Origin of the sequence: Sphingobium sp. YBL2, assembly GCF_000943805.1 — a bacterium.
Classification (GTDB): domain Bacteria; phylum Pseudomonadota; class Alphaproteobacteria; order Sphingomonadales; family Sphingomonadaceae; genus Sphingobium; species Sphingobium fuliginis.
Map to the genome: position 1 here is coordinate 3,871,813 of NZ_CP010954.1, position 20,177 is coordinate 3,891,989.

General features: G+C 62.4%; 22 protein-coding genes and 1 pseudogene. 17 read left to right on the forward strand and 6 right to left on the reverse strand.

The window, feature by feature from the left end; all coding sequences use genetic code 11:
* Positions 1-162: 162 nt before the first annotated feature.
* Entirely contained in the window at positions 163-639 is a 477-nt protein-coding gene (locus TZ53_RS26885; RefSeq protein ID WP_137709741.1) for a hypothetical protein, read from the forward strand.
* A 652-nt stretch (positions 640-1,291) separates the two neighbouring features.
* On the opposite strand, the gene TZ53_RS17830 is transcribed toward TZ53_RS26885, so the two are convergent.
* From TZ53_RS17830 to TZ53_RS17840, 3 genes are all read right to left on the reverse strand, one after another.
* Complete coding sequence (locus tag TZ53_RS17830) at positions 1,292-1,702, reverse strand: hypothetical protein (RefSeq protein WP_238320069.1); 411 nt, start codon at positions 1,700-1,702, stop codon at positions 1,292-1,294.
* 89 nt (positions 1,703-1,791) lie between these two features.
* Positions 1,792-2,136: a hypothetical protein gene (locus TZ53_RS17835; protein WP_044662167.1), complete on the reverse strand. Its 345-nt coding sequence runs from the start codon at positions 2,134-2,136 to the stop codon at positions 1,792-1,794.
* 63 nt (positions 2,137-2,199) lie between these two features.
* Positions 2,200-2,727, reverse strand: coding sequence for a helix-turn-helix domain-containing protein (locus tag TZ53_RS17840; RefSeq protein WP_044662168.1), 528 nt, complete (start codon positions 2,725-2,727; stop codon positions 2,200-2,202).
* Positions 2,728-3,343: 616 nt separating this feature from the next.
* Between TZ53_RS17840 and TZ53_RS27955 the strand changes: the two genes are divergently transcribed.
* The 15 genes and pseudogenes from TZ53_RS27955 (at position 3,344) to TZ53_RS17900 (ending at position 17,400) form a co-directional block, all read left to right on the forward strand.
* Positions 3,344-3,505 carry a sigma factor-like helix-turn-helix DNA-binding protein gene (locus TZ53_RS27955; RefSeq protein ID WP_443216148.1) on the forward strand — a complete coding sequence of 54 codons (162 nt, stop codon included), beginning with the start codon at positions 3,344-3,346 and terminating at the stop codon, positions 3,503-3,505.
* A 71-nt stretch (positions 3,506-3,576) separates the two neighbouring features.
* On the forward strand, positions 3,577-4,386 hold the full coding sequence (locus tag TZ53_RS27960) for a DUF7146 domain-containing protein (protein ID WP_084694384.1): 810 nt from the start codon (positions 3,577-3,579) through the stop codon (positions 4,384-4,386).
* 33 nt (positions 4,387-4,419) lie between these two features.
* The gene (locus TZ53_RS17850) at positions 4,420-6,435 is read left to right on the forward strand and encodes a ParB/RepB/Spo0J family partition protein (protein ID WP_044662170.1); all 2,016 of its coding nucleotides are present in this window, start codon (positions 4,420-4,422) and stop codon (positions 6,433-6,435) included.
* Positions 6,436-7,834: 1,399 nt separating this feature from the next.
* Positions 7,835-8,695: pseudogene (locus tag TZ53_RS27965) on the forward strand (strawberry notch family protein); the annotation flags it as partial.
* A gap of 540 nt (positions 8,696-9,235) precedes the next feature.
* Complete coding sequence (locus TZ53_RS27970; RefSeq protein ID WP_410483112.1) at positions 9,236-10,906, forward strand: strawberry notch C-terminal domain-containing protein; 1,671 nt, start codon at positions 9,236-9,238, stop codon at positions 10,904-10,906.
* 73 nt (positions 10,907-10,979) lie between these two features.
* Positions 10,980-11,294 carry a hypothetical protein gene (locus TZ53_RS27380; RefSeq protein ID WP_197565229.1) on the forward strand — a complete coding sequence of 105 codons (315 nt, stop codon included), beginning with the start codon at positions 10,980-10,982 and terminating at the stop codon, positions 11,292-11,294.
* Between the two features lie 64 nt (positions 11,295-11,358).
* On the forward strand, positions 11,359-11,823 hold the full coding sequence (locus tag TZ53_RS17865) for a hypothetical protein (RefSeq protein ID WP_044662172.1): 465 nt from the start codon (positions 11,359-11,361) through the stop codon (positions 11,821-11,823).
* 123 nt (positions 11,824-11,946) lie between these two features.
* Positions 11,947-12,663 (forward strand): ATP-binding protein, encoded by a 717-nt coding sequence (locus tag TZ53_RS25740; protein WP_052628230.1) that lies wholly within the window; start codon positions 11,947-11,949, stop codon positions 12,661-12,663.
* Positions 12,644-13,606: a hypothetical protein gene (locus tag TZ53_RS25745; RefSeq protein WP_052628231.1), complete on the forward strand. Its 963-nt coding sequence runs from the start codon at positions 12,644-12,646 to the stop codon at positions 13,604-13,606. Before TZ53_RS25740 ends, TZ53_RS25745 begins: the two co-directional genes overlap by 20 nt.
* A 108-nt stretch (positions 13,607-13,714) precedes the next feature.
* Positions 13,715-14,905, forward strand: coding sequence for a hypothetical protein (locus tag TZ53_RS17875; protein WP_044662173.1), 1,191 nt, complete (start codon positions 13,715-13,717; stop codon positions 14,903-14,905).
* 58 nt (positions 14,906-14,963) lie between these two features.
* On the forward strand, positions 14,964-15,548 hold the full coding sequence (locus tag TZ53_RS17880) for a hypothetical protein (protein ID WP_044662174.1): 585 nt from the start codon (positions 14,964-14,966) through the stop codon (positions 15,546-15,548).
* A gap of 62 nt (positions 15,549-15,610) precedes the next feature.
* Positions 15,611-15,913, forward strand: coding sequence for a hypothetical protein (locus TZ53_RS17885; RefSeq protein WP_235600727.1), 303 nt, complete (start codon positions 15,611-15,613; stop codon positions 15,911-15,913).
* A gap of 21 nt (positions 15,914-15,934) precedes the next feature.
* The gene (locus tag TZ53_RS17890) at positions 15,935-16,777 is read left to right on the forward strand and encodes a hypothetical protein (RefSeq protein ID WP_044662175.1); all 843 of its coding nucleotides are present in this window, start codon (positions 15,935-15,937) and stop codon (positions 16,775-16,777) included.
* Between the two features lie 60 nt (positions 16,778-16,837).
* Positions 16,838-17,092, forward strand: coding sequence for an antitoxin (locus TZ53_RS17895; RefSeq protein WP_044662176.1), 255 nt, complete (start codon positions 16,838-16,840; stop codon positions 17,090-17,092).
* Positions 17,089-17,400 (forward strand): type II toxin-antitoxin system RelE/ParE family toxin, encoded by a 312-nt coding sequence (locus tag TZ53_RS17900; protein WP_044662177.1) that lies wholly within the window; start codon positions 17,089-17,091, stop codon positions 17,398-17,400. The genes TZ53_RS17895 and TZ53_RS17900 overlap by 4 nt, the downstream gene beginning before the upstream one ends.
* A 174-nt stretch (positions 17,401-17,574) precedes the next feature.
* On the opposite strand, the gene TZ53_RS17905 is transcribed toward TZ53_RS17900, so the two are convergent.
* The 3 genes from TZ53_RS17905 to TZ53_RS17915 form a co-directional block, all read right to left on the reverse strand.
* A complete protein-coding gene (locus TZ53_RS17905) occupies positions 17,575-17,964 on the reverse strand; it encodes a DUF4186 domain-containing protein (RefSeq protein ID WP_235600729.1) in 390 nt (129 codons plus the stop codon).
* Positions 17,965-18,084: 120 nt separating this feature from the next.
* Positions 18,085-18,360, reverse strand: coding sequence for an HU family DNA-binding protein (locus TZ53_RS17910; RefSeq protein ID WP_044662178.1), 276 nt, complete (start codon positions 18,358-18,360; stop codon positions 18,085-18,087).
* A 91-nt stretch (positions 18,361-18,451) separates the two neighbouring features.
* Positions 18,452-18,844, reverse strand: a complete 393-nt coding sequence (locus TZ53_RS17915; RefSeq protein ID WP_101756454.1) for an HIRAN domain-containing protein — start codon at positions 18,842-18,844, stop codon at positions 18,452-18,454.
* 115 nt (positions 18,845-18,959) lie between these two features.
* Between TZ53_RS17915 and TZ53_RS17920 the strand changes: the two genes are divergently transcribed.
* A complete protein-coding gene (locus tag TZ53_RS17920; protein ID WP_044662180.1) occupies positions 18,960-20,123 on the forward strand; it encodes a winged helix-turn-helix domain-containing protein in 1,164 nt (387 codons plus the stop codon).
* Positions 20,124-20,177: the final 54 nt, after the last annotated feature.

Below are 20,177 nucleotides of genomic sequence, written 5' to 3' on the forward strand. Positions count from 1 at the left end.
TTGCCTGAGCGCTCATTCGAAAGGTCTATCTACCTTCATTTATCAATTAGCAACTTGGATATAACGCAAACCGCGAGGTCCAGCTGATCACTCAATTGCAGCGGCTTGACGCATCACGAACAGGACTGCATGGGCCCGGCCTATTCCATCCAAAGGAGCCCCATGTCCGACATCAATGCGCGTTCTGATCTCAGATCGCGCTTGGCCAGAATCTGGGAAACCCAGACGGAAAAGCCACGACCACTCATTTTTCTCGTATCGCCAGGGAAGGATCATGGTGACGACTTCCGACAAGCTGCCGATGCGCTCGGGGTTCATTATATTCGCCTGCACCTACAGCAAGTCGTGACCCCTGACCAACATGAGCTCTTCACGCAGGACAAACCCCGGCTGGTCGTGATTTCCGGCATCGATCAACTGACCCCCGGCGAGCGCGACGCGATGGTTCGGCTGCTTCAAAATGGCCCCCGGACACTCGCTGTAATCCTTTGTCAGGTTGAGGCTGACACCGCACGCAACATCATGTCCGCATGGCGAAAGCTGCGAGCAATCGAGGAAGCTCAGGCGCTGCGGGCGGCGGACACTGGAAAGGGCACTAACGCTGCAGCGAACAGGGTAGCCTCAGGAGCCGTCGCGTAGATGGGGATAAGCCGGTCCAGCGCCTTTTCGATCGTCTCCAGCCCATTGGAGGTAAGCCTCACCTCGATCCCTCTTTTATCGCGTGGAGCTGCCACCCTTGCTACGACCCCCTGCGCTTCCATCAGGTCGACCTTCCGCAGTGCTGTGGAAAGCGGAACATTGGCAAACATGCAAAGCGACCAGAGATATGACGGGCGTCCTTCTTGTGTCGCCAGGAAAAGTTGCAGCGCCATGTCCCATATCGGATTTGGGCAAAGGCCGTAGCCGAGACATTCCCCCACAACCTTGCGGGATGCGATCAGTTTCCGGCAAATATCCACGCGCATGTGCGGCATTTCGTGCATCGATGGACTCCCTTCATTTGAACGACAGAGGTTTCGTTTCGGCTTGAGTTCTCGTCACGGGGGCAGCGGCGAACCGCTTCAATCGGGCCGCTTCCAGGGTGTTCGGCTACCCGCGCATCCCGAATTCGAAAATGACCTTCCGTTGTCGGGCGCCGTACGTTGGTGCCCAACTGGACCTTGTCAGTCCCGTATCGCGATATTGGACCCGACCGGTAGCGCCCTGGACAAAGCTGGTTCGGGATCGACCGTTCAGTTTGGCCTTCGATCGCGCGCCGCCTTACGGGTTCTTGAGTTCCGGCGCCCCCGGATCAACAATCCGTTCGCCAGGGATCATCCGACCCGTTGCGGCGTAACCGGCCGCGATGGCGCCAGGTGGCGGCGATCAGCATCGTCTGCGCAACCCAGCTCCAGAAACCGGCGGCCTCCATATACGCTTCCGGCACGATGTCCGGGACGATGGCGCGGGTTAGATGAACAACCACTTCGGATCCCAGGATTCCCGCGATCCAGATCGGCCAGAACCTCGTGCTGCGGAACGAGAGCGCGAGGAACACGCCCAGCATCGCCAGGTCGACGCCCAATATGCCAGCCTCGACAAAGCGAAACCGGGCAGCGCTGGGCTGGACAAAGGCAATGCTCGCAAGAACACCGAGAACCAGGGTGGCCGCCGCGATCTGTTCGGGTCGACCACCCCTTGCAAAGGCATAGAGCGAGCTCATGATCAGAAGGCACACGAAGATCATTTGCCTGGTCATCACCTATTGAAGCGGGCAATATTACGGATAGTCAATGATTTACCGCGATTTAATCATGCTGCCCGCAGGTGCCGATCGGTGGCAGGCGGACCGTCCGCCGCGACCTTGAACACATCACCATAGGCTCGTTCGCCAAGCCCGATGTCATCGCTCGCCTGCTTCAGCCTGGCATGGGTTGCCACGATCTCCTCCCGCGTCCTGGCCACAAGAACTACCGCTGCCGCCGAGGATCGAAATGCGTCCTGTCCGATGGAAGCGGCAAGCCTGCATTCAAGCCGCGCCAGAGGAAGTGCGGCATTGAGTTCGGCTATCCTGGCAGCGGCGATGTCCAGGGCTTCTTCGGCCGCGAAGAGGCGCTGCGCAACCGAGTGCGCAATGATATGACGTTGTTTGGGCATAAGGTCTCCTTCGCGCAATCCATCCGGCTGCGCGTCGTGGGAATTGGTGCTGGGGAAATTCGCCTAGCGGCGAGCCATGCTGTCGAGGGCTGAGAGGAACGAGGCGGCTTGGCCAGCCGTGAATAGAGCGCCAGACCCAACCATCGCGACAGCGATCAAGATGTAATAGATGTTCAGGTCATTGCTCTGCCTCCGGTTGGAGCGGAGCGGCACATGTTCAAGCAGAGCGTGGATCGCATTCATCAGGATGTTATCACCCTGGGATGAAGCGATTGTCCGGTCCGGCATCAAGTGCGTATCCGCATCGTCTTCGACCGGGACAGAGGGGGCCATTTGCGGCGACGGCGACAGACCCATTGGTTGGGTACCTAAATTCTGGGGGGGTAGGGCGGACACCGTCGATGCGTCCTCAAAGGCGCGGACAATCCTTGCTGCGTCAAACCGATCCATGTCGCCCAACTGCGCGCGGGCCTTTTCGATGTGCTTGTCGACCGTCCAAGGCGATATTCTCAGCTCCTTGCCGATCTTTTTGGAATTGAGATTGTCGGCCACCAGATTCATGCACTGGCGCTGGCGGTCAGTGAGCAGCATGACTTTGGCGCGATAGGCCTCCAGTTCTGGAGGAATGGGCTGTTCTGGCACGAGAGATGCGACCTTCTGCCATGGCGGCCGCCGGGTGCAAAAGCCGGACGGCCAGTCCGTTGCGATAGGCAACGAGTGTCATCAATGCGTAATGTAAAATCAATCGCCCGGGACCGGTCCGGCCATAGTGGTTGCATTTTGGTCACAGCCCGCCGCTTCGCAGCTATTCGCGCTCGGGGTGCAGTTCGGGCTGCCAGCAAGCCGCTGGCGCGCAGGCTGAAGGGGAGGGGGGAGGGGCATGGTGTCACCAGAGGCAAGAGACCTCGCACCATGGGAACAAGCCGCCATGAATCTCTGGGTTTCCAATCCCTTCCGTATTGCGATTGCGGTCATTCAGGCCAGACGCGAGCAAAGGGCTTTTGCCGTCCTCGAGCGGATGCGGGAGTATCTGCGCTCGACTGACGAGAATATGAGCCCCTCATTCCCTGTTCTCCTGGCCGTTGATAACGGCAGAGCAGGTGTCGGGCAAAGCGGTCGGTGTAGCGCTCTGGCCGAATCGGTTCCTGAGCCACTGGCTTCAGGATCGCGCCCGCCAACATCGTTCCCGCTAGCAGCGCTTTCCAGCATGCCACCACTGACACGCTGCATATTGGTCTTGCGCGTTCGGCATCACATGCCTGCTGAGGAGATTTCTCGTCGCTTTACGATCAGCCGCAGGCAGGTGAGGCAGCATCTGCGAAGCGCGATTGCGCAGATTGCGATCTGCAGCGATCGGATCGGGCGGTGAGTGCCGACCTTGATCATGCAGGTGAGGCCATTGTGCGTCGGCTCGGGGGGCGATGGGTCAATGGCGGCGGCATGTGCCGATGTCCGGCTCATGCGGACAAAACGCCAAGCCTGTCGGTGAGGCGAGGAACCTCGACGCTCCTCTTCAAATGCTTCGCAGGTTGCACTTTCGGCGAGATTCTACAGGCGCTGCGTTCCGAGCGGTTTCAAGTCCCTCGTCAGGCGAGCGGCCTGCCCTATGTCGATCCATCACCCTGTCGACGGGAGCTGGCGTTGAAGCTCTGGCGCGAGGCTCAACCTCTCGCAGGCACACCCGCACAGCGTTATCTTGCGTCCCGCCATATCATGACCTGGTCCCCGGCACTTCGCTATCACCCCGCCACACCGCTTGGAGCCGGAAGAAACGTGCGGTTTCTGCCCGCGATGCTCGCTGCGATCACGCATGACCGCAAGCTACTTGGCATTCAGCGAAACTTCATTCAGCTGACCGGGCAGCCGGCTCCCTTGTCCAAGAACAAGCGGAGCCTGGGCACGTTGGGCCGCGGAGCGGTGGAACTCGCCGCGCCAATGGCCACTCTCGGGCTCGCAGAAGGCGTCGAGAATGCGCTTTCGGCCGCGATGCTGCTGGATATTCCGGTGTGGGCAACCCTCGGCGCAGAGCGATTCGCCCGCATTATCATTCCGCCAACCATCACCCGTCTCGTTCTTCTCGCCGATAACGATCCAGCGGGAGAGCGTGCGGTCGCGCGCGCTCGGGAGGCCTATGCGACCGACAATCGCGACCTGGTGACCCTGTGGCCGCCGCGCTCCTTCAATGACTGGAACCAACTGCTGTTGGCAGGAGGGGAGGTGGAGCGGTGGAGGGCGCGGCTTGCGGCTTGATGGTCAGGGCGCGGCGCGCACCGGAGAATGTCCATGACACAGAAGCCACAGATCATCTTCGTTCCCGCCACCAAGCTGACGGTTGCACCGACCAACGTACGCAAGCGGAGCGATCCCGTTGCCGATGAAGAACTAAAGGCCCTTATCCTCGCCAAAGGCGTCATCCAGAATCTGGTTGGCCTGCCGGTCCCGCGCAAGAAGGGTGAATATCTGATCACGGCCGGCGGCCGTCGCCTCAAGCAGGTCCAGGCGCTCATCGCAGAGGGCAAGTTCGACGCGGAATATACAGTGCCCGTTCTGGTGCTGGCCGACAAGAATGACGCGGTCGAGATCAGCCTTATTGAGAATGTCGGGCGGCTGAATATGACGCCCGCCGAAGAATGCCGCGCTTTCCAGGCCATCATCGAAATCGAGAAGAAAACGCCCGCCGACGTCGCCAAGCGCTTTGGCGTCACCGAGCGATTCGTACTCGGCAGGCTCCGGCTCGCTGGGCTTGCCGATGTCATCTTCGAGGCGCTGGCCGATGGCGAGATCACGCTCGACGTCGCCAAGGCCTATGCCAGCATCAGCGACACGGGTCGGCAGGCCACCGTGTTCGAGGAACTGGGCGATGGCTGGGGTGCGAACAACTGCGGCGAGATTCGCCGCCGCCTCATTTCCGGCTTCTATCGAGGCAGTGATCCCAAGGCCCTGCTGGTCGGGCGGGACGCCTATATCGCGGCAGGTGGCCGTATCGACAGCGATCTCTTCTCGGATGCTGCGAATGAGAACTGGATCGACAGCGAACTCCTCGAACGCCTCGCCGATGAGAGGATGCGGGCAGCGGCCGATGAGATCCAGGCCCGCGAGGGCTTTGGCGAACTGCGGGTCGTCTGCCACCCACGCGTGCCCTATCTGGACGTCATGCGGCTCGACGAGATCGAGGGAGAGCCCGTCCCACTGACCCAGGAAGAGGAAGTTCGCCAGCGCGCCATCGAGCAGGAACTCGAGGCGATCGCCGAGAATGCCGATGAAGACGGCTATTCCGATGAGGAGCAGCAGGTCATCCAGACGCTCGAAGCGGAATATGACGCGCTCAATGAGCGGCCGCCCGTTCTTACGGAGGATCAGAAGGCAACCTCGCTTGCCTATCTGGTGATCGGCCAGGACGGTAAACCGCGCCTTTATGAGCAATATTACGCCATCCCGGAACCCGAACCTGAAGCGGACGAAAGCGAGGGTGATCTTTCGGAAGATGTGGAGCAGGATGAAGAGCCGGTCGAGGAAGCCAGTTCGCGATCGCCGATCAGCCAGCGCCTCGCTGACGAGATGGCGATCATGAAGACCGAACTGCTCCGCGTCCATGTCGCCAGCGATCCACATTTCGCGCTCGACCTCGGCACCTTTTTCATGGTCGATGCCACACTCGGCTACCGCCATGACCTGCCTAGCGATTTGCGCGCGACGGCGCCCTGTTCGCGCGTGCCCGGGTTCGAGAGCGACACGCCAGCAGCGGAACAATGGGAAGAGCTGAAAGCGGGCCTCGATCGAAGTTGGGCAGACTCGCCCGATATCACCGATCGCTACGAAGCTTTCTGTGCCCTGGATGAGGACGCCCGCGCATCCTGGCTCGGTTGGGCGATCGCACGAACCCTCCACGCGGTGCCGGCCGGCGGCGCGGGTAGCGCGATGCTCGATCATCTCGGCCGCAAGCTCGGCATCAAGGTAGAGGACTGGTGGCGTCCGACCGCGCGCCGCTATTTCGACCGGGTAAGCAAGAACACGATCCTCGACCATTTCCAGGAGGTTGGCGGCGTCGAGCTTCGCAGCCGCTATGGCGCGTCGAAGAAGCATGACCTCTCGCTCTCGGCGGAAAAGCTGTTCGGCGGGCAGATCATCGTCGAAGCCGCCGTGAAGGAGAGGGCGCTCGCCTGGGTGCCAGAGGCGATGCGGTTCCACCATGATGGTGAACCGGCACGGGCCATCGACGGCGATGACGATCCTTCGGCCAGCGGCATCACTGACCAGGGCGCAACGGACGAAACCGGCGGGCTCTCCGAAGCCGCCTGACCTCCGACCGGGCCGGGGCTGCCTTCGCGCGGTTCCGGCCCCTTGCCGCACGCCATTTCTCCGTCCTCGAGGAGGAAGATGGGGAAGGGTGTGCGTCGGCGCTGATCGCGGCGCCCTTTGCTGGAGTTTCCCTATGACCCGTTCCCTTCTCGCGGCCCTCGAGGCCGGTTCCAATCCGCTTGACCAGAAGGTCTGGACGCTGGCCGCCGTTGCCAAGGCACTTGTGGATCTGATTTCGTCAGGACAGCCCATCAGCCGCCAGCGTCTCTCCCGTCTCATGGAAGTGCATTTCGGGGCAAGTGACGCCTGCGGTGCGTGGTCGCTCCGCGAGGCCTATGACGCCCTCGAGACCGCGCAGGTTTTGGCTTTGCTAGACGGCGGCATCGAACTGGCGAACCCGCCTTCCAAGGCCTTTTCGATCTTGAACGATTTGCTCGGTCGCCTGCCGACCCAGACCTACAGGTCCGAGCCGCAAATCGACATGCAGCAATTCTCGACGCCCGTCCCGCTGGCCTTTCTGGCGAACCTCGCAGCCGCCATCACGCCAGCCGATATGGTGCTGGAGCCATCGGCTGGCACCGGGCTGCTTGCGGTGTTCGCAAAGATTGCCGGGGCGTCGCTCCTGCTCAACGAACGCGATCCGGTCCGGGCGGGGGTGCTCGCCCAGGCGCTGAACCGCAAGGTCGCCAGCCATGATGCAGAATTCATCGATGACCTGCTCGCGGTGGATGAACAGCCGAGCGTCGTCCTCATCAATCCCCCATTCGCGCGCAGCGAAGGTCGGGGCAGGGATCGCCATGCCGGGGCACGCCATCTCCGATCGGCCCTGGCACGCCTGGCGCCCGGCGGCCGCTGCGTCGCCATCATGTCGCCGGCCTTCGCCCATGACGGCAGCGCGCGTAGTGGATACGAGGCGGTCGCGGCCCTTGTGCGGCCCCGCGTCGAGATCACGGTTCAGGGGCGCCCCTTCGCGAAACATGGCACCAGCATCTCGGTTCGCCTGATCATATACGACAAGGGCTGGACCGGCTCGCCCGACCGGCTGACCGTGAACAGCCTCGACGATCTGCTCCCGCATATCCTCGCGCTTCCGCCCCGGCTGTTTGATGATGGGCCGCCCGAACCGTCCCCTGAGCAGGCGAGGCCGCGGGTCATTGCTCCTGCCGCTCGGCCGACCGTCCGCCCGCTCTTCGCATCGGGCACGCGCCCGCCGATGCCACGGCCGAAGCCCCGACCCGTCGTTGCCGTCGACGGGATGGTCGAACCACTCTCCTACAGCGTCCGGGAAACGCCGCTGCCCGCTGGCGAGCAGATCGGCATCTACGTGCCCTGGCGTCTGTCGCGGATGGACATCCCGCAGGCAAAGCCGCATCCCGATCAGCTTGTTGAATCCATTGCGATGTCGTCGATCATCCCGCCGCGTCCGACCTATGTCCCGATGCTGCCGCGCTGCGCGGTAACGGCCCTCTCGGACGCTCAGCTCGAAACGATCATCTATGCGGGCCAAGCGTTCGAACGCGACCTTCCGGGCCTTCATGCCCCAAATGGCTCGGGTACGTTGCTGACGCCCGATGCCCATGGCGTCGCGTATCGCATGGGCTATTTCATCGGCGATGGCACCGGCGTCGGCAAAGGGCAACAGGTTGCCGGCTGCATTCTCGACCAATGGTCGCGCGGGCGGCGCAAGGCGGTCTGGATCTCGAAGAGCGCCGCCCTGATCGAGGATGCCCGGCGCGACTGGGCTGCGCTGGGCGGCCTACCCATCGATATCCAGCCGCTTGATGCCTTTGCCTTCGGTGCCCCGATCGCCATGGAAAGCGGCATCATCTTCCTCACCTATGCGACGCTGCGCTCGCAGCGGTATGATGAGGCGTCACGCCTGCACCAGTTGCTCGCCTGGCTGGAGGCAGATTTCGAAGGGGTCATCTGCTTCGATGAAGCCCATGAGATGGCCAATGCCGCGGGCACGGAAACCCAGTTCGGCACCCAGAAAGGCTCGGAGCAGGGGCTTGCCGGGGTCCGACTCCAGAATCTTCGCCCGCGCGCCCGCATCCTCTATGTCTCGGCGACTGGCGCGACTGACCCGGCCAATCTCTGCTACGCTATTCGCCTCGGCCTATGGGGACCGGGCACCTCGTTTGACGATCGCGCCGCCTTCATGGGCGGCATCGAGAAGGGCGGGATCGCCGCGATGGAGATCGTCGCGCGCGATTTGAAGGCTCTGGGCCTTTACACGGCGCGCGCGCTCACCTTCAGCGGCGTCGAATATGATCCGCTCGAACATCCCCTGACCCCCGGGCAGATCGAGGTCTACAACGCTTACGCGGACGGTTGGCAGGTGATCCACGCCCATCTCGACGAGGTATTGGCCCTCACCAACATCGTCGATCGTATGGAGAACAAGGCGCTGAACGCCCGGGCCAAGGGCGCCGCCCTGTCTCGGTTCGAGAGCGCAAAACAGCGTTTCTTCGCGCAGCTCCTGATCGCCATGAAGGTGCCGAGCCTGATAGCGGCGATTACCCAGGAGGTGGAAGCCGGGCACCATGCGATCGTGCAACTGGTGACAACGGCCGAGGCGATGCTCGACCGGCGTCTCGCGAGCCTGTCGGCGGACGAGCGGGCGCATCTCGATATTGAGCTATCTCCATCGGCGGCGATGGTTGACTACCTCAAGACCGCGTTCCCCGTTCGCATGATGAAGATCGTCAAGGGGAGCGACGATGTCGAACGCTCCGAACTGATGATCGACGAGCATGGCAATCCCGTCTTTTGTCAGCAGGCCCTGGCGCTTCGCGACGAGATGATCGAGCAGCTTTGCTCGCTCCCGCCCATCGGCCTGGCGCTGGACGAACTCATCCGTCATTTCGGGACGGACAGGATAGCCGAGGTGACCGGGCGCTCCCGGCGGCTGGTCCATGATGCGACCGGGCGGCAGCGCGTCGAGCGCCGGGGCGGCCGGAGCAATCTGGTCGAGGCCGAATCGTTCATGTCGGGCGCCAAGCCGATCCTTGTCTTCTCAGACGCCGGCGGCACGGGTCGTAGCTACCATGCTGACCGCAACTCCAAATCGGCGGACCGCCGCCGCATTCATTTCCTGCTCGAACCGGGCTGGCGGGCATCCAACGCCATCCAGGGTCTGGGCCGGTCAAACCGCACGAACCAGATGAGCGCCCCCGTCTTCCGGCCGGTCACCACCGATTGTCGAGGGGAGCGGCGGTTCATCAGCACGATCGCACGCCGCCTCGACAGCCTCGGCGCGCTGACCCGTGGGCAGCGGCAGACCGGCGGACAAAATCTGTTCGATCCCTCCGACAATCTCGAGAGCGATTACGCGCGCGATGCGCTCAACCAATGGTATCATCTGCTCTACCGGGGCAAGCTCACCAGCACCTCCTTCAAGGGTTTCGTCGACATGACGGGCCTCAAGCTGATCGACAAGGACAGCGGCGGACTGGTCGATGATCTTCCCCCGATCCAGCGCTGGCTGAACAGGCTGCTCGCGCTGCGCATCGAAACGCAGAACGCGATCTTCGAGGAATATATGGCGCTCATCCAGGCGCGGATCGATGCCGCGCGGGACGCCGGTACGCTCGATGTGGGCGTGGAGACGATCCAGACCGAGCGGACCGTCCTCCTCGATGAGCAACTGCTGTGCCGCGATCCGGTGACCGGGGCGGAGACGCGGCTTAGCCGTCTGGAGCTTCATTATCGGCGGCGCGCCACCGGCTTTGCCCAGCTCATGCGTGAGCATGGCAATGCGCCTGTCTCCTGGCTCCGCAACGGACGCTCGGGCCGCGTCGCGCTGCAGCGGCCGAGCTGGAGTATCATGGATGGGGAGGGCAATGCGATTCCCATGTGGGAGCTGATCCGACCAACAAGTCGTGAACGCATCCGGGATGTTGCCCTCAAGGAAAGCCATTGGGCGCCAATCGACGGTCAGGAATTTGAAGCGCTCTGGAATGCCGAGGTCGAAGAGGCGCGCGCCAGGATCGACATCGAAACCATCAATATGGCGACCGGGCTGCTGCTCCCCGTCTGGAACCGGCTGCCCGACGATGATCTGCGGGTCTGGCGAGTCTCGGACGCCCAGGGCAACTCGATCCTCGGCCGCATCATCTCGCCGAGCGGTGTCGAGAAGGTCACCAAGTCCTTCGGCGTCGACATGGCGATCACCCTTTCGCCTGCCGAGATGATCGCCGGCGCGCGCAATAGCGAGGGAGTCTCTGTGCCCGGAATGGATGCGACTCGCCTGATCTGGGTGCATGTTAACGGCAGCCGCCGCCTGGAACTGCGCGATTTTCCGCCAGCCCGGCGAGACTGGCTGAAATCGATCGGCTGCTTCACCGAGGTCATCCAGTACAAGACGCGGATGTTCATCCCCGCGGATCGGGCATCGACCATCGTCGACCAGCTCGTGCGAACGGGCACCGAATGGAATGTGCTGATCGCGTCGGGGTCGAGGGCTGCCTGACCCAAGCGGGAGGGAGGGGGAGAGGGAAGGTGCCGGTGAAAAGGATCATCGGCGCCTTTTTGAAAGATGCCTCATGACCGACCCCCTGAACGATGAAACGACCATCGCCCAGTTCAACCGCGACCTCGCCGAACGGGGATGCACGGCGCATGTCGCCCTCTTTGCTCTTGAAGACGCCAAGGTCGCGAGCGAGGGGGGATGCCCGCAAATCCTGGCCCTGATCGCCGACGAGGGGCGTTTCATCACCGAGCTGCCTCTCGCGGTTTCGTCCGAGATGGTGGCCCTGGCCTATTGCCTCTACGGCCGGGGTGTGACCTCCGGCGTCCAAGCTGGCGCAGACGCTGCCTGGGCGAAGCTACGGTTCCTGATCGGGGCAGCCGCCGCCTGATGATCGTGCAGTGATCTCGCGTCAGTCGGGGCCTCTTCCATTCCTTTGCAACAGGAGCTTTGCCATGGCTGACCGAGCCAGCGTCACGATATCGATCGGTGGCGTCCTTCCATCCTTTCTCATCGGCGAATTGTTCGCCGCGATCAGGCACGACGGAGCGGGCCGCGACTGGGACAGCGGCCCGTTTCTCGATGAGGACATCGTCGGGGGCGAGGTGCTCTTCCTTTGCGGGCATGAAATCGCCTGGGGCATGTTCGATGCGCTCGAAACATTCTGCCGGGTTCATGGTCTGCCATTCGCCCGCTGGTCTGGCAGCTGCCGAAGCAGTTTTGGACCGGAGCGGGTCGTTTACGACGGCACGAGCGAACCGAGACATTTCCTCGCGACGGACGATAACGAGATCCTCTTCTCAATGGAGGAGATTCAGCGGCTGGGATCGCTCGACGCGATCGAAGCGCATTATGTCTTTGCCAACCGAATCGTGCCGCCGCTGACCATCGATCCCACGCCTCCCGCCGAGAAGGGGTGATGGAATGGATATCACGGCCGCCCGCCGGACCGCTCCTGCCGGGACCGTGATCGGGTGACAGGAAGAGGAGGGGGAAGGGGATGAGCGCAGCCATGGATCGCTGTGCTCTTTGGGAGACCCATCATGACCCTTTCAACCACCGTTTCCACTTCCGTTTCGCAGGGTGCGATCACCAGGATCACCAGGCTATTCAATGGGACGCTACTCGATGTTCTGAACGAGCTGTTCCAGAACGGACGACGCGGAGCGGCCACGCAGATTTCCATCAGCACCATGACGGAGGGCGGCCGGACGCTCCTGTGCGTTGCCGATGACGGCACCGGAATCGATGATCCGGCCCATTTGATCACGCTGGGCCAGTCCGGCTGGGACGACGATGTCGCCCGCCGGGAAGACCCCGCCGGCATGGGCATGTTCAGCCTGGCGGGCCGATATGTCGAGATCCGATCCTGGTCGCCGCGCCATGCCACCGGCTGGACGATGGTGATCGGCCCCGATGACTGGGAAGCCAGCGCGCCGATTGCCGTGGGCACCAGTGCCATCGCTTCGGGGACCGAGATACGCGTCGAGCTATGCCCCGCCTGGGAAAAGGCCTTGTCCTATTCGGTCGCCGCTGCCGCCCGCCATTACCGGCCAGGCCATCGATCGGACGGACTGGCTGGCGGAGGCCGAGCATATCGAAACTGCCCTTGGGTGCCGCATCGGCGTGTTCCGCGGAAGGACAGCTTCCGACCAAGTCCCTCGGATCAACTTCCATGGGGTCACTGTCCCCTGCCGGCTGCCCAGCCTGATCGAATGTCAGCGCGAGGACCAATGGTCGGTGGGGATCGACATCATTGATGCCCCGCAGCTCCAGCTGGTGCTCCCGGCCCGCAAGGAAATCATCGAGAATGCAGGGCTGGAGGCATTGCGCTCCGCCGCCATGACGGCGATCTTCAAGGCCATCTCGAAACGCGACGGCCATTGCCTTTCGCATAAGGACTGGTTGCAGGCGAAGGAGCGCGGCGTCCTATTGCCCGAAGCCCGGCCTCGGCTTCGGCAATGGTCTCCGATGACCGGCGAATGTACGCGGTCCGGGACCGCCCGACTGATTGACGCGAAGGGCGCGCTCGTCACGCCCTGCCATAGTCCCAACTTTGCCCAGTGTCTGTCGCGCGCGCTTGAAGCCAACCCCGAATTTTCCACGCCGCTCGTTGAACCGGAACCGGGGTTCGCAGGCTATGCCTGGTATGACGCCCTGCCAAAAATCGAAGATTGCGAATTCCTGATCGTTCAGGATGGCAAGGAGCATCTGTTCGACGAGACCGATGATCGGCCTGATCTCAAATCTGGACGCGCGGATAGCATTACGGCGCTGTTGCATATCACGACCGCTGATGACGCGAAAAAGACCGTCCGCTTGGCCGCCGATCTGTTCATCTCCTATGACAGCTGCCTCGACTTCGAGATCGAGGACGCCGCGATTTTTCTGATGCGGGCTTGCACGATCGATGTCGATGTCCTGACCGACCTGCTGGAAGCCATCTGCTTCGAGGCCCATCGGGATGGCGACGCCGACAGCTGGGACACCCAACACGATCAATTTCTGCTCGACGCGCGGCAACTGGCCATCGAGCAGCTCCTCGACGCGGATGAAGCGCTGATCACCCGCTGCGGCACGGTTGTCTCCAAACATCTGCGGTGGCTGGTGCCGCAGGGCAGGATGATCACCATATATCTGGGCGCTGACCCGACCAGGATCGAAATCAGCGACATTCCCGCCGTGGAAACGAACGAACGCTGATCCGCGCTTCGTACGGCGGTCAGGAGGGAAGGGGGAAGGGAGGAGTGGCGATAGGCGAGGGCAGAAGCTCGGCGCGTGTTGCCCATCCCCCCAGCCCTGGAGGTTCCCATGACTGCCATCACCGCAACCGATCGTGCGGGTGTGCGCCCGTATCGGGTGGATATCTCGCGCGGAACGAATGTCTCCCGCGTCTCATCCGAATGGTTCAGCCGCCCGCAGGACGAGCGCTATCTCTCGCTCGGCGATCTGTACCACAGCGTTCGGACCCGAGCCGACCGCGCCACCACCCGCATCGTGGAAAGCCGCAATGTCCGGGTCGAAGCGCGCAGCGATGAACCCGAGCGCCTGTCGCTGATGATGCCGGGCGATGACGCGCCCATCGCGCCAACCAACTGGTCCTTTGGCCAACTTTGCAGCCTCGTCGGCGCGCCGGCAGCCTATCTCCGCCAACTCCCGGCCGCGCTCGCCGGCATCAATTTGCAGCATGGCCTGATCTCGCATTCGGGCGAACATGTGAAGCTGCTCCAGACCAGCGATGGCCGCAGCGAACTGCGCGCGGTAACCGGCCCCGACTATGGTCGGATCTGGGATCACGAACTCGTCGCGGCGGTGATGAAGATCGCGGGCAACGGCACGGGCGACACGCGCTGGAAGGTACCCGGCGTCCTCGATTGGAGCGCGATGACCTATAACCCCATGGTCGACATCACCCATGACACGACGACCCTCTACGCATCGGATCGTGACGTCTTCCTCTTTCTCGTCGACGATCTCCACCCCATCGAAGCGGGTCGATTGCCCAATGGAGAGTCCGATCTCTACTTTCGCGGATTTTACACCTGGAACTCGGAAGTTGGCTCCAAGTCATTGGGAATAGCGACTTTCTATCTTCGCGCCGTGTGTCAGAATCGAAACCTCTGGGGCGTGGAAAATTTCCAGGAAATCAACATCCGCCACTCCAAATTCGCGGCCAATCGCTTCGCGCATGAAGCAGCCCCGGCGCTCGAACATTTCGCCCAGAGTTCGCCCCGCTCCTTCATCGACGGCATCGCGGCCGCTCGCACGAAGATCGTCGCCCGCAAGGATGAGGACCGTGAGACCTTCCTGCGCAAGGAGGGTTTCTCGAAGGCCGAAACCGGGAAGATCATCGCGACCGTCCTTGCCGAAGAGGGGCATCCTCCGGCTTCCGTCTATGATTTTGTGCAGGGCATCACGGCGGTCGCCCGCAGCCGTCCGCATCAGGATGGCCGCCTCGACCTCGAATCCAAGGCGCGCAAGCTGATGGAACGCGCCTGCTGACCTCGTCTGGCCGGACGTCCGTGCCGGACCCTTTCACATTTTTTTCCGGAGAATGATCATGGCGACCACGCCCGTTTCCGCGCGCCTTTTTGCGGTGCGCATCCAATATTTCAGCGCCGGTGAATGCTATGCCACCGAGACCATCGACGTCGAAGTGCCCGACGGCGCCGATGTCTCGGCTGTGGTCCATGCCGCCGCGCAGGCCAGCACCTATCATGATGTGCGGATTCCCGAGCTCAGCTTCACCGTCGAATATATCGCGCCCGACCCGGACGATCCCGACCCGGCGCCGCGCGCGGGCCGGCTGAAGCCGGTCTGCGCCCACTGCGGATCGGATTCGATCGTTCGGGACGCCGCGGTCCGCTGGGAAATCGAAAGCCAGCAATGGGAGGTGACGAGCATCTTTGATTGCACCACCTGCGATCTCTGTGGCGCCGAGAGCGACGACCTCGCGACCTGGGTTCCAGCCGAACAGGTCACGCCGCCCGAGCAGTTCGAAATCGACCTCGCCGCCAAACTCGATACGCCCGAATTGCGAAGCGATGGGACCTTCCAGCAATTTTGCTTCGGGCTGTTCCTGACCCATTCGGTCGAGGATGCAGCCGTCGCATGGCTGTCCTCCGACCACAGCGCTCCGCGATAATGTCGCCGGTCGACTGGCCATCTTGGACAATGCCCGTTCCCACTTTCATGAGGAGCGATCCCATGACCATCACCATTCCCGACGATCCGCTCGTCGAACGCTTCAATGCGCGGCTCGTGCAGCTCAATTCCTCCGCTCGCGTGGCCCTCACGCGCATCGCTGGACACACCGGCATGCTGGAGCTTCGGGATGACGCGGAGAATTTTCTCGAATTCATCCCGGCCGAGGCGTCGCCTGAAATGGCCGCCATCGCCTTCCGCCTCTATGCCCGCGGCCTCAACCGGGGCGTCCGGGCAGGCGAGGAGGCCGCATGGGCGAAGCTGCGCTATTTGATCGGCGCTGCGGCCGCTCCTTCCCATTTCTGACCCTCAAGAAAGGCAGATGCCATGGCTGAGACCTATTTTTCCGCCTGCTTCACCTTCTGCTGCACCAACGCCGAAATGGCGTTGCTGGAGGAGGCTTTCAACGCGGCCGAAGATCTGAACTGTGAACTGGAGCCGCCCGCGCCGAGCAAGGAATTTCTCGAAGCCTTCCCGTCGACGCAGAGCAGTGACCCATGGAGCGGCCTCCTCGGCATATTCGACGATCCGAAATTTCCGATCCTGGGGGCTGAGCTCACCGGAGGAAATAGTTTCGAGGAGCCGACCGTCTCGACCCCCATGATATCGGGAACGGTCGATTTCCAGCCCTGGCCCATCGCCGAGCTTGTCCGGCGATGCTGCCCGGTCTCGCTCGCGAAGGCGCCGATCTGCTTTGAATGGGCGGTCACCTGCTCGCAGGCGCGGCCGGGTGAATTCGGCGGCGGCCGCTGCGTCATCTTTGTCGACAGGATCGATATCCAGTCCACCGGCGAGGCCTTAAAGGTGGCGCTGGAGCGCCCGATCGGCAGGACAGGTTTGCCGGCAGCTCTGCCTGCGGCCGATCCAGCGGATCGGCCGCTGGTCGGCCGGAGCCTGCTTATCAATGCGCCGGAATATTTCCGCGACCCGGCGTTCAAGGACTGGCTCGGCAACTCCCAGCCCAAATTCACATGGTATCGCGGCGGCGAGCCGGATGAATGGTCGGATGTGATCGTCATGGTCGATCCGAGCCTCAGCGGGGAAGGGAGCGACTCGGACATGCCCGCGCCCATCTGGGAACGGATCGTCGATGCTTGCCGGTCGTACCTCGGTCCCGGCCAGGGACCCTCGCCGCATTATATGGTGCGCCTGACCAATCTCGGAGAGTGAGGTAACCACAAACCCACATTTGTGCTAATCTGGGTTTGTGGTGAAAATTGCGAGGTCCCCATGAGTCGCCTGACGATAGATATTACCGAGCAGCAGCATCAGAGCCTGAAGGCGCTGGCGGCGTTGCAGGGCAAAACGATCAAGCAATATGCGATCGAGCGCCTCTTCCCTGTCGATGCAGGTGATGAAGAACCCTGGCAAGCGCTCAAGGCGCTCCTGGGCGAGCGAATCGCGCAAGGGCTGGCGGGCGGCATATCCGACAAGGATTTCGGTTCGATTGTTGACGAGGAACTCGGCAAGGCCAGCCACGCTTGACCGCTCCCTATGTCCTGACCGCGGCCGCGGCGGACGATTTGCGCGCGATCGTCCGTTACACAAAAAAGCAATGGGGCGACGGACAGGTGCGCTCCTATATGACCAAGCTGGAACGCGGTATCGTGCGTCTTGCAACGGGCCAGGGCGCGTCCAGGGATATGAGCGATCTCCATCCGGGTCTTCGCATGTCCCATTGCGAACATCATTATGTCTTCTGCTTGCCCCGGGGAGATGAGCCGGCGCTCATCGTCGCCATTTTCCATGAGCGCATGGATTTGATGGTGCAGCTGGAAAACAGGCTGGTTTAGGCGGCTTGCGAGGCGGAGTTCCCGCGACGGTCTGCCAATGCGATCACCCCAACAGGGTATGACAGCGATTGCGCCTGAGCCTATCGTATGTCTGCGACCCGAAGGCTCGTGGCTCTGGCCACCGAGGCTTCTTTCTGGCCCGATCATCCCAGCGATGATCGGGCCATTTTTCTGTCACTGATAGCGATCGCTCAGCCAGTGCCTGATAACCGCCACGATATAGCGCTGGTCCTGGGCACTAAGCCTCTGGTCGGCAGCGATACCATGCCATTTGGAGAGGCAGGTTCGGCAGCAGGTCGCCGTTGCATGCTGGGCGACGAATACCGGATGCCCGCGCATCGGTGTCTGTTTGCCGTCATTGAGCGGTAGCTCGGGAGCCAGCCGCTGGGCGATGAACTCTTCCGCATGGGTGAGGATCGTATCGAGGCCCCGCTCGGCTAGATAGGCCTGTTCCTTCGCGTTCAACCGGAAACGCGATCGGAATGCCGATCGGCCAAGGCGAGCGAAGAGCGGAGTGAGGTCGTCCATGCCGATGGCATATAGGGCGCCGCCACGATCTTGCATCGCTCCTCGCTGCAGTGGGCTGCTATTTCTTGCTGGCACTGGACATGGTGCCGTTGGCGGTGGCGAAGGCGCTCTCGTCGAGGAGGCGCCCCGCGCTTCACGCGCGGAGCGCCGGATCGATCAGCCGTTCAACTGATCCTTGACCGCCTTGGCGGGCGTGAAGGCAAGCTTCTTCGACGCCGCAATCTGGATCGTTGCGCCGGTCGAGGGATTGCGGCCTTCGCGGGCGGGCTGATCCTTGACTTTGAACTTGCCGAAACCGTTCAGTGAAATCTCTTCGCCCTTCGCTGCTGCGCCGGCGATATTCGCGAAGACCGCGTCGACCAGCTTGCGGGCATCGGCCTTGGTGACGTCATGCTCGGCGGCCAGTGCTTCAGCCAGATCGCTATTGTTCATTGGATATCCCTCTCAGAAGTGAGGCGCCCGCAATAGCGGCGGAAAAAGCGCTGGAACAACCATTTTCATGGTTATTCCTGCAGCCAGCGCGCTAATCGTCAGGCGGGATATAGTCTGGGTAGAAGCCGGTCTCATCATCATGGGGACACGGCTCTGGTTCGCGCGGGCGCGCAGGGGGCAGGACCGGATCAATCCCTGAGAAGCTGATGCGGATGATGGCGCCGCCTTTGGTCGCTTCCTGGAAGATAGCGCGAATCTCCTCGCCCTGGGCCATGCGCGACCCAATCCAGCCGCAGCGCTCGGCCGACAGATAGCCAATCTGAACGCCGCGCATGCTCCAGACCGCGATGGCTGACGGATCGAACGGGTTCTTTGGCTCGGGTACGAGATCGACAGCTTCGCCCGGCACACAGAGCCTGATCTCGAACAGCCGGTTGCTGCGGTCCTTATTCTCATGGATGGCGCCGACGACGGCGAGGCTCATGTCGGGACGACTCATGCGAGCTTCGATAGGTCGATGATCTCCTCCCGCCAAGCACTGTCCAACCTTGCCGATCGCTGATGTCATTGTCTCCATCGTTGGTTTAGCAACGGACAACATGACGAACAGCATTTCGCTTCGCGAGGCCCGGCGCATTGCCCTTGCCGCCCAGGGTTTCGGCCGATCCCGGCCCACGAACGTCGGTAAGGCGCATTTGCGGCGGACGACCGAACGCCTTGGGCTCCACCAGATCGACAGCGTCAATGTTTTGGCGCGGGCCCACTATATGCCGGCCTATTCGCGCCTGGGCGGTTATGATCCAGGCTGGCTTGACCAGGCCGCCTGGGGGAAAGCCCGCGACCGTCGGCTGTTTGAATATTGGGCGCATGAAGCTTCGCTTCTCCCGATGGACTATCACCCCTTGCTTCGCTGGCGGATGACGCGCGCCGATCGGGGGGAGACGGGATGGAAGGGCCTGCGCCTGTTTGCCGGCGAACGTCGGATTGAAGCCGAAGCGCTGCTCGCCCGGTTCTGGAGCGACGGTCCACTGGCAGCTTCCGACTTTGAGGGTTCGCGCAATCGATCGGGATGGTGGGAATGGGGCGAAGCCAAGCAGATGCTCGAATGGCTCTTCTGGGCCGGACACATCACCACGGCGACCCGCCGCGGCAGCTTCGAGCGCGTCTATGATCTGACCGAGCGGGTCATTCCGCCAGACATCCTAGGCATCCCGACACCGGAGCCTCGCGACGCCCAGCGGGCGCTCATCGAGCGATCCGCCCGCGCGCTCGGTATCGCCACCGCCGGCGACCTGCGGGACTATTTCCGGCTGAAGCCCGATGAGGCCCGCGATGCCATCCAGGATCTGAAGGACGAAGGAACGCTCATTCCTGTGTTGGTGGACGGTATCTCGCAGGCGGTGTTCCTGCATCGCGATGCCCAGGCACCACGCCGGATAGCTGCGCGGGCGCTCCTCTCGCCCTTCGATCCCCTGATCTGGGAGCGATCCCGAACTGAGAAACTGTTCGATTTCCATTATCGGATCGGCATCTACACCCCCGCGCACAAGCGGTCCCATGGCTATTATGATCTCGCTTTTCTGCTCGGTGACCGGATCGTGGCGCGGACCGATCTCAAGGCGGACAGGAAGACGGGAAGGCTGCTCGTGCAGTCCGTCCATCTCGAACTGGGTGCCCCGGCAGAGACGCATGAGGAACTGGCCGCGGAACTTCGGTTTCTCGCGCAGTGGCTCAAACTGGAGCCCGTCTTGCCGGAAATCTGACCCCGCATTTCAGGCGTGTTTTCGGCTCCACACTGATGGTTCGCGGCTGCCTGA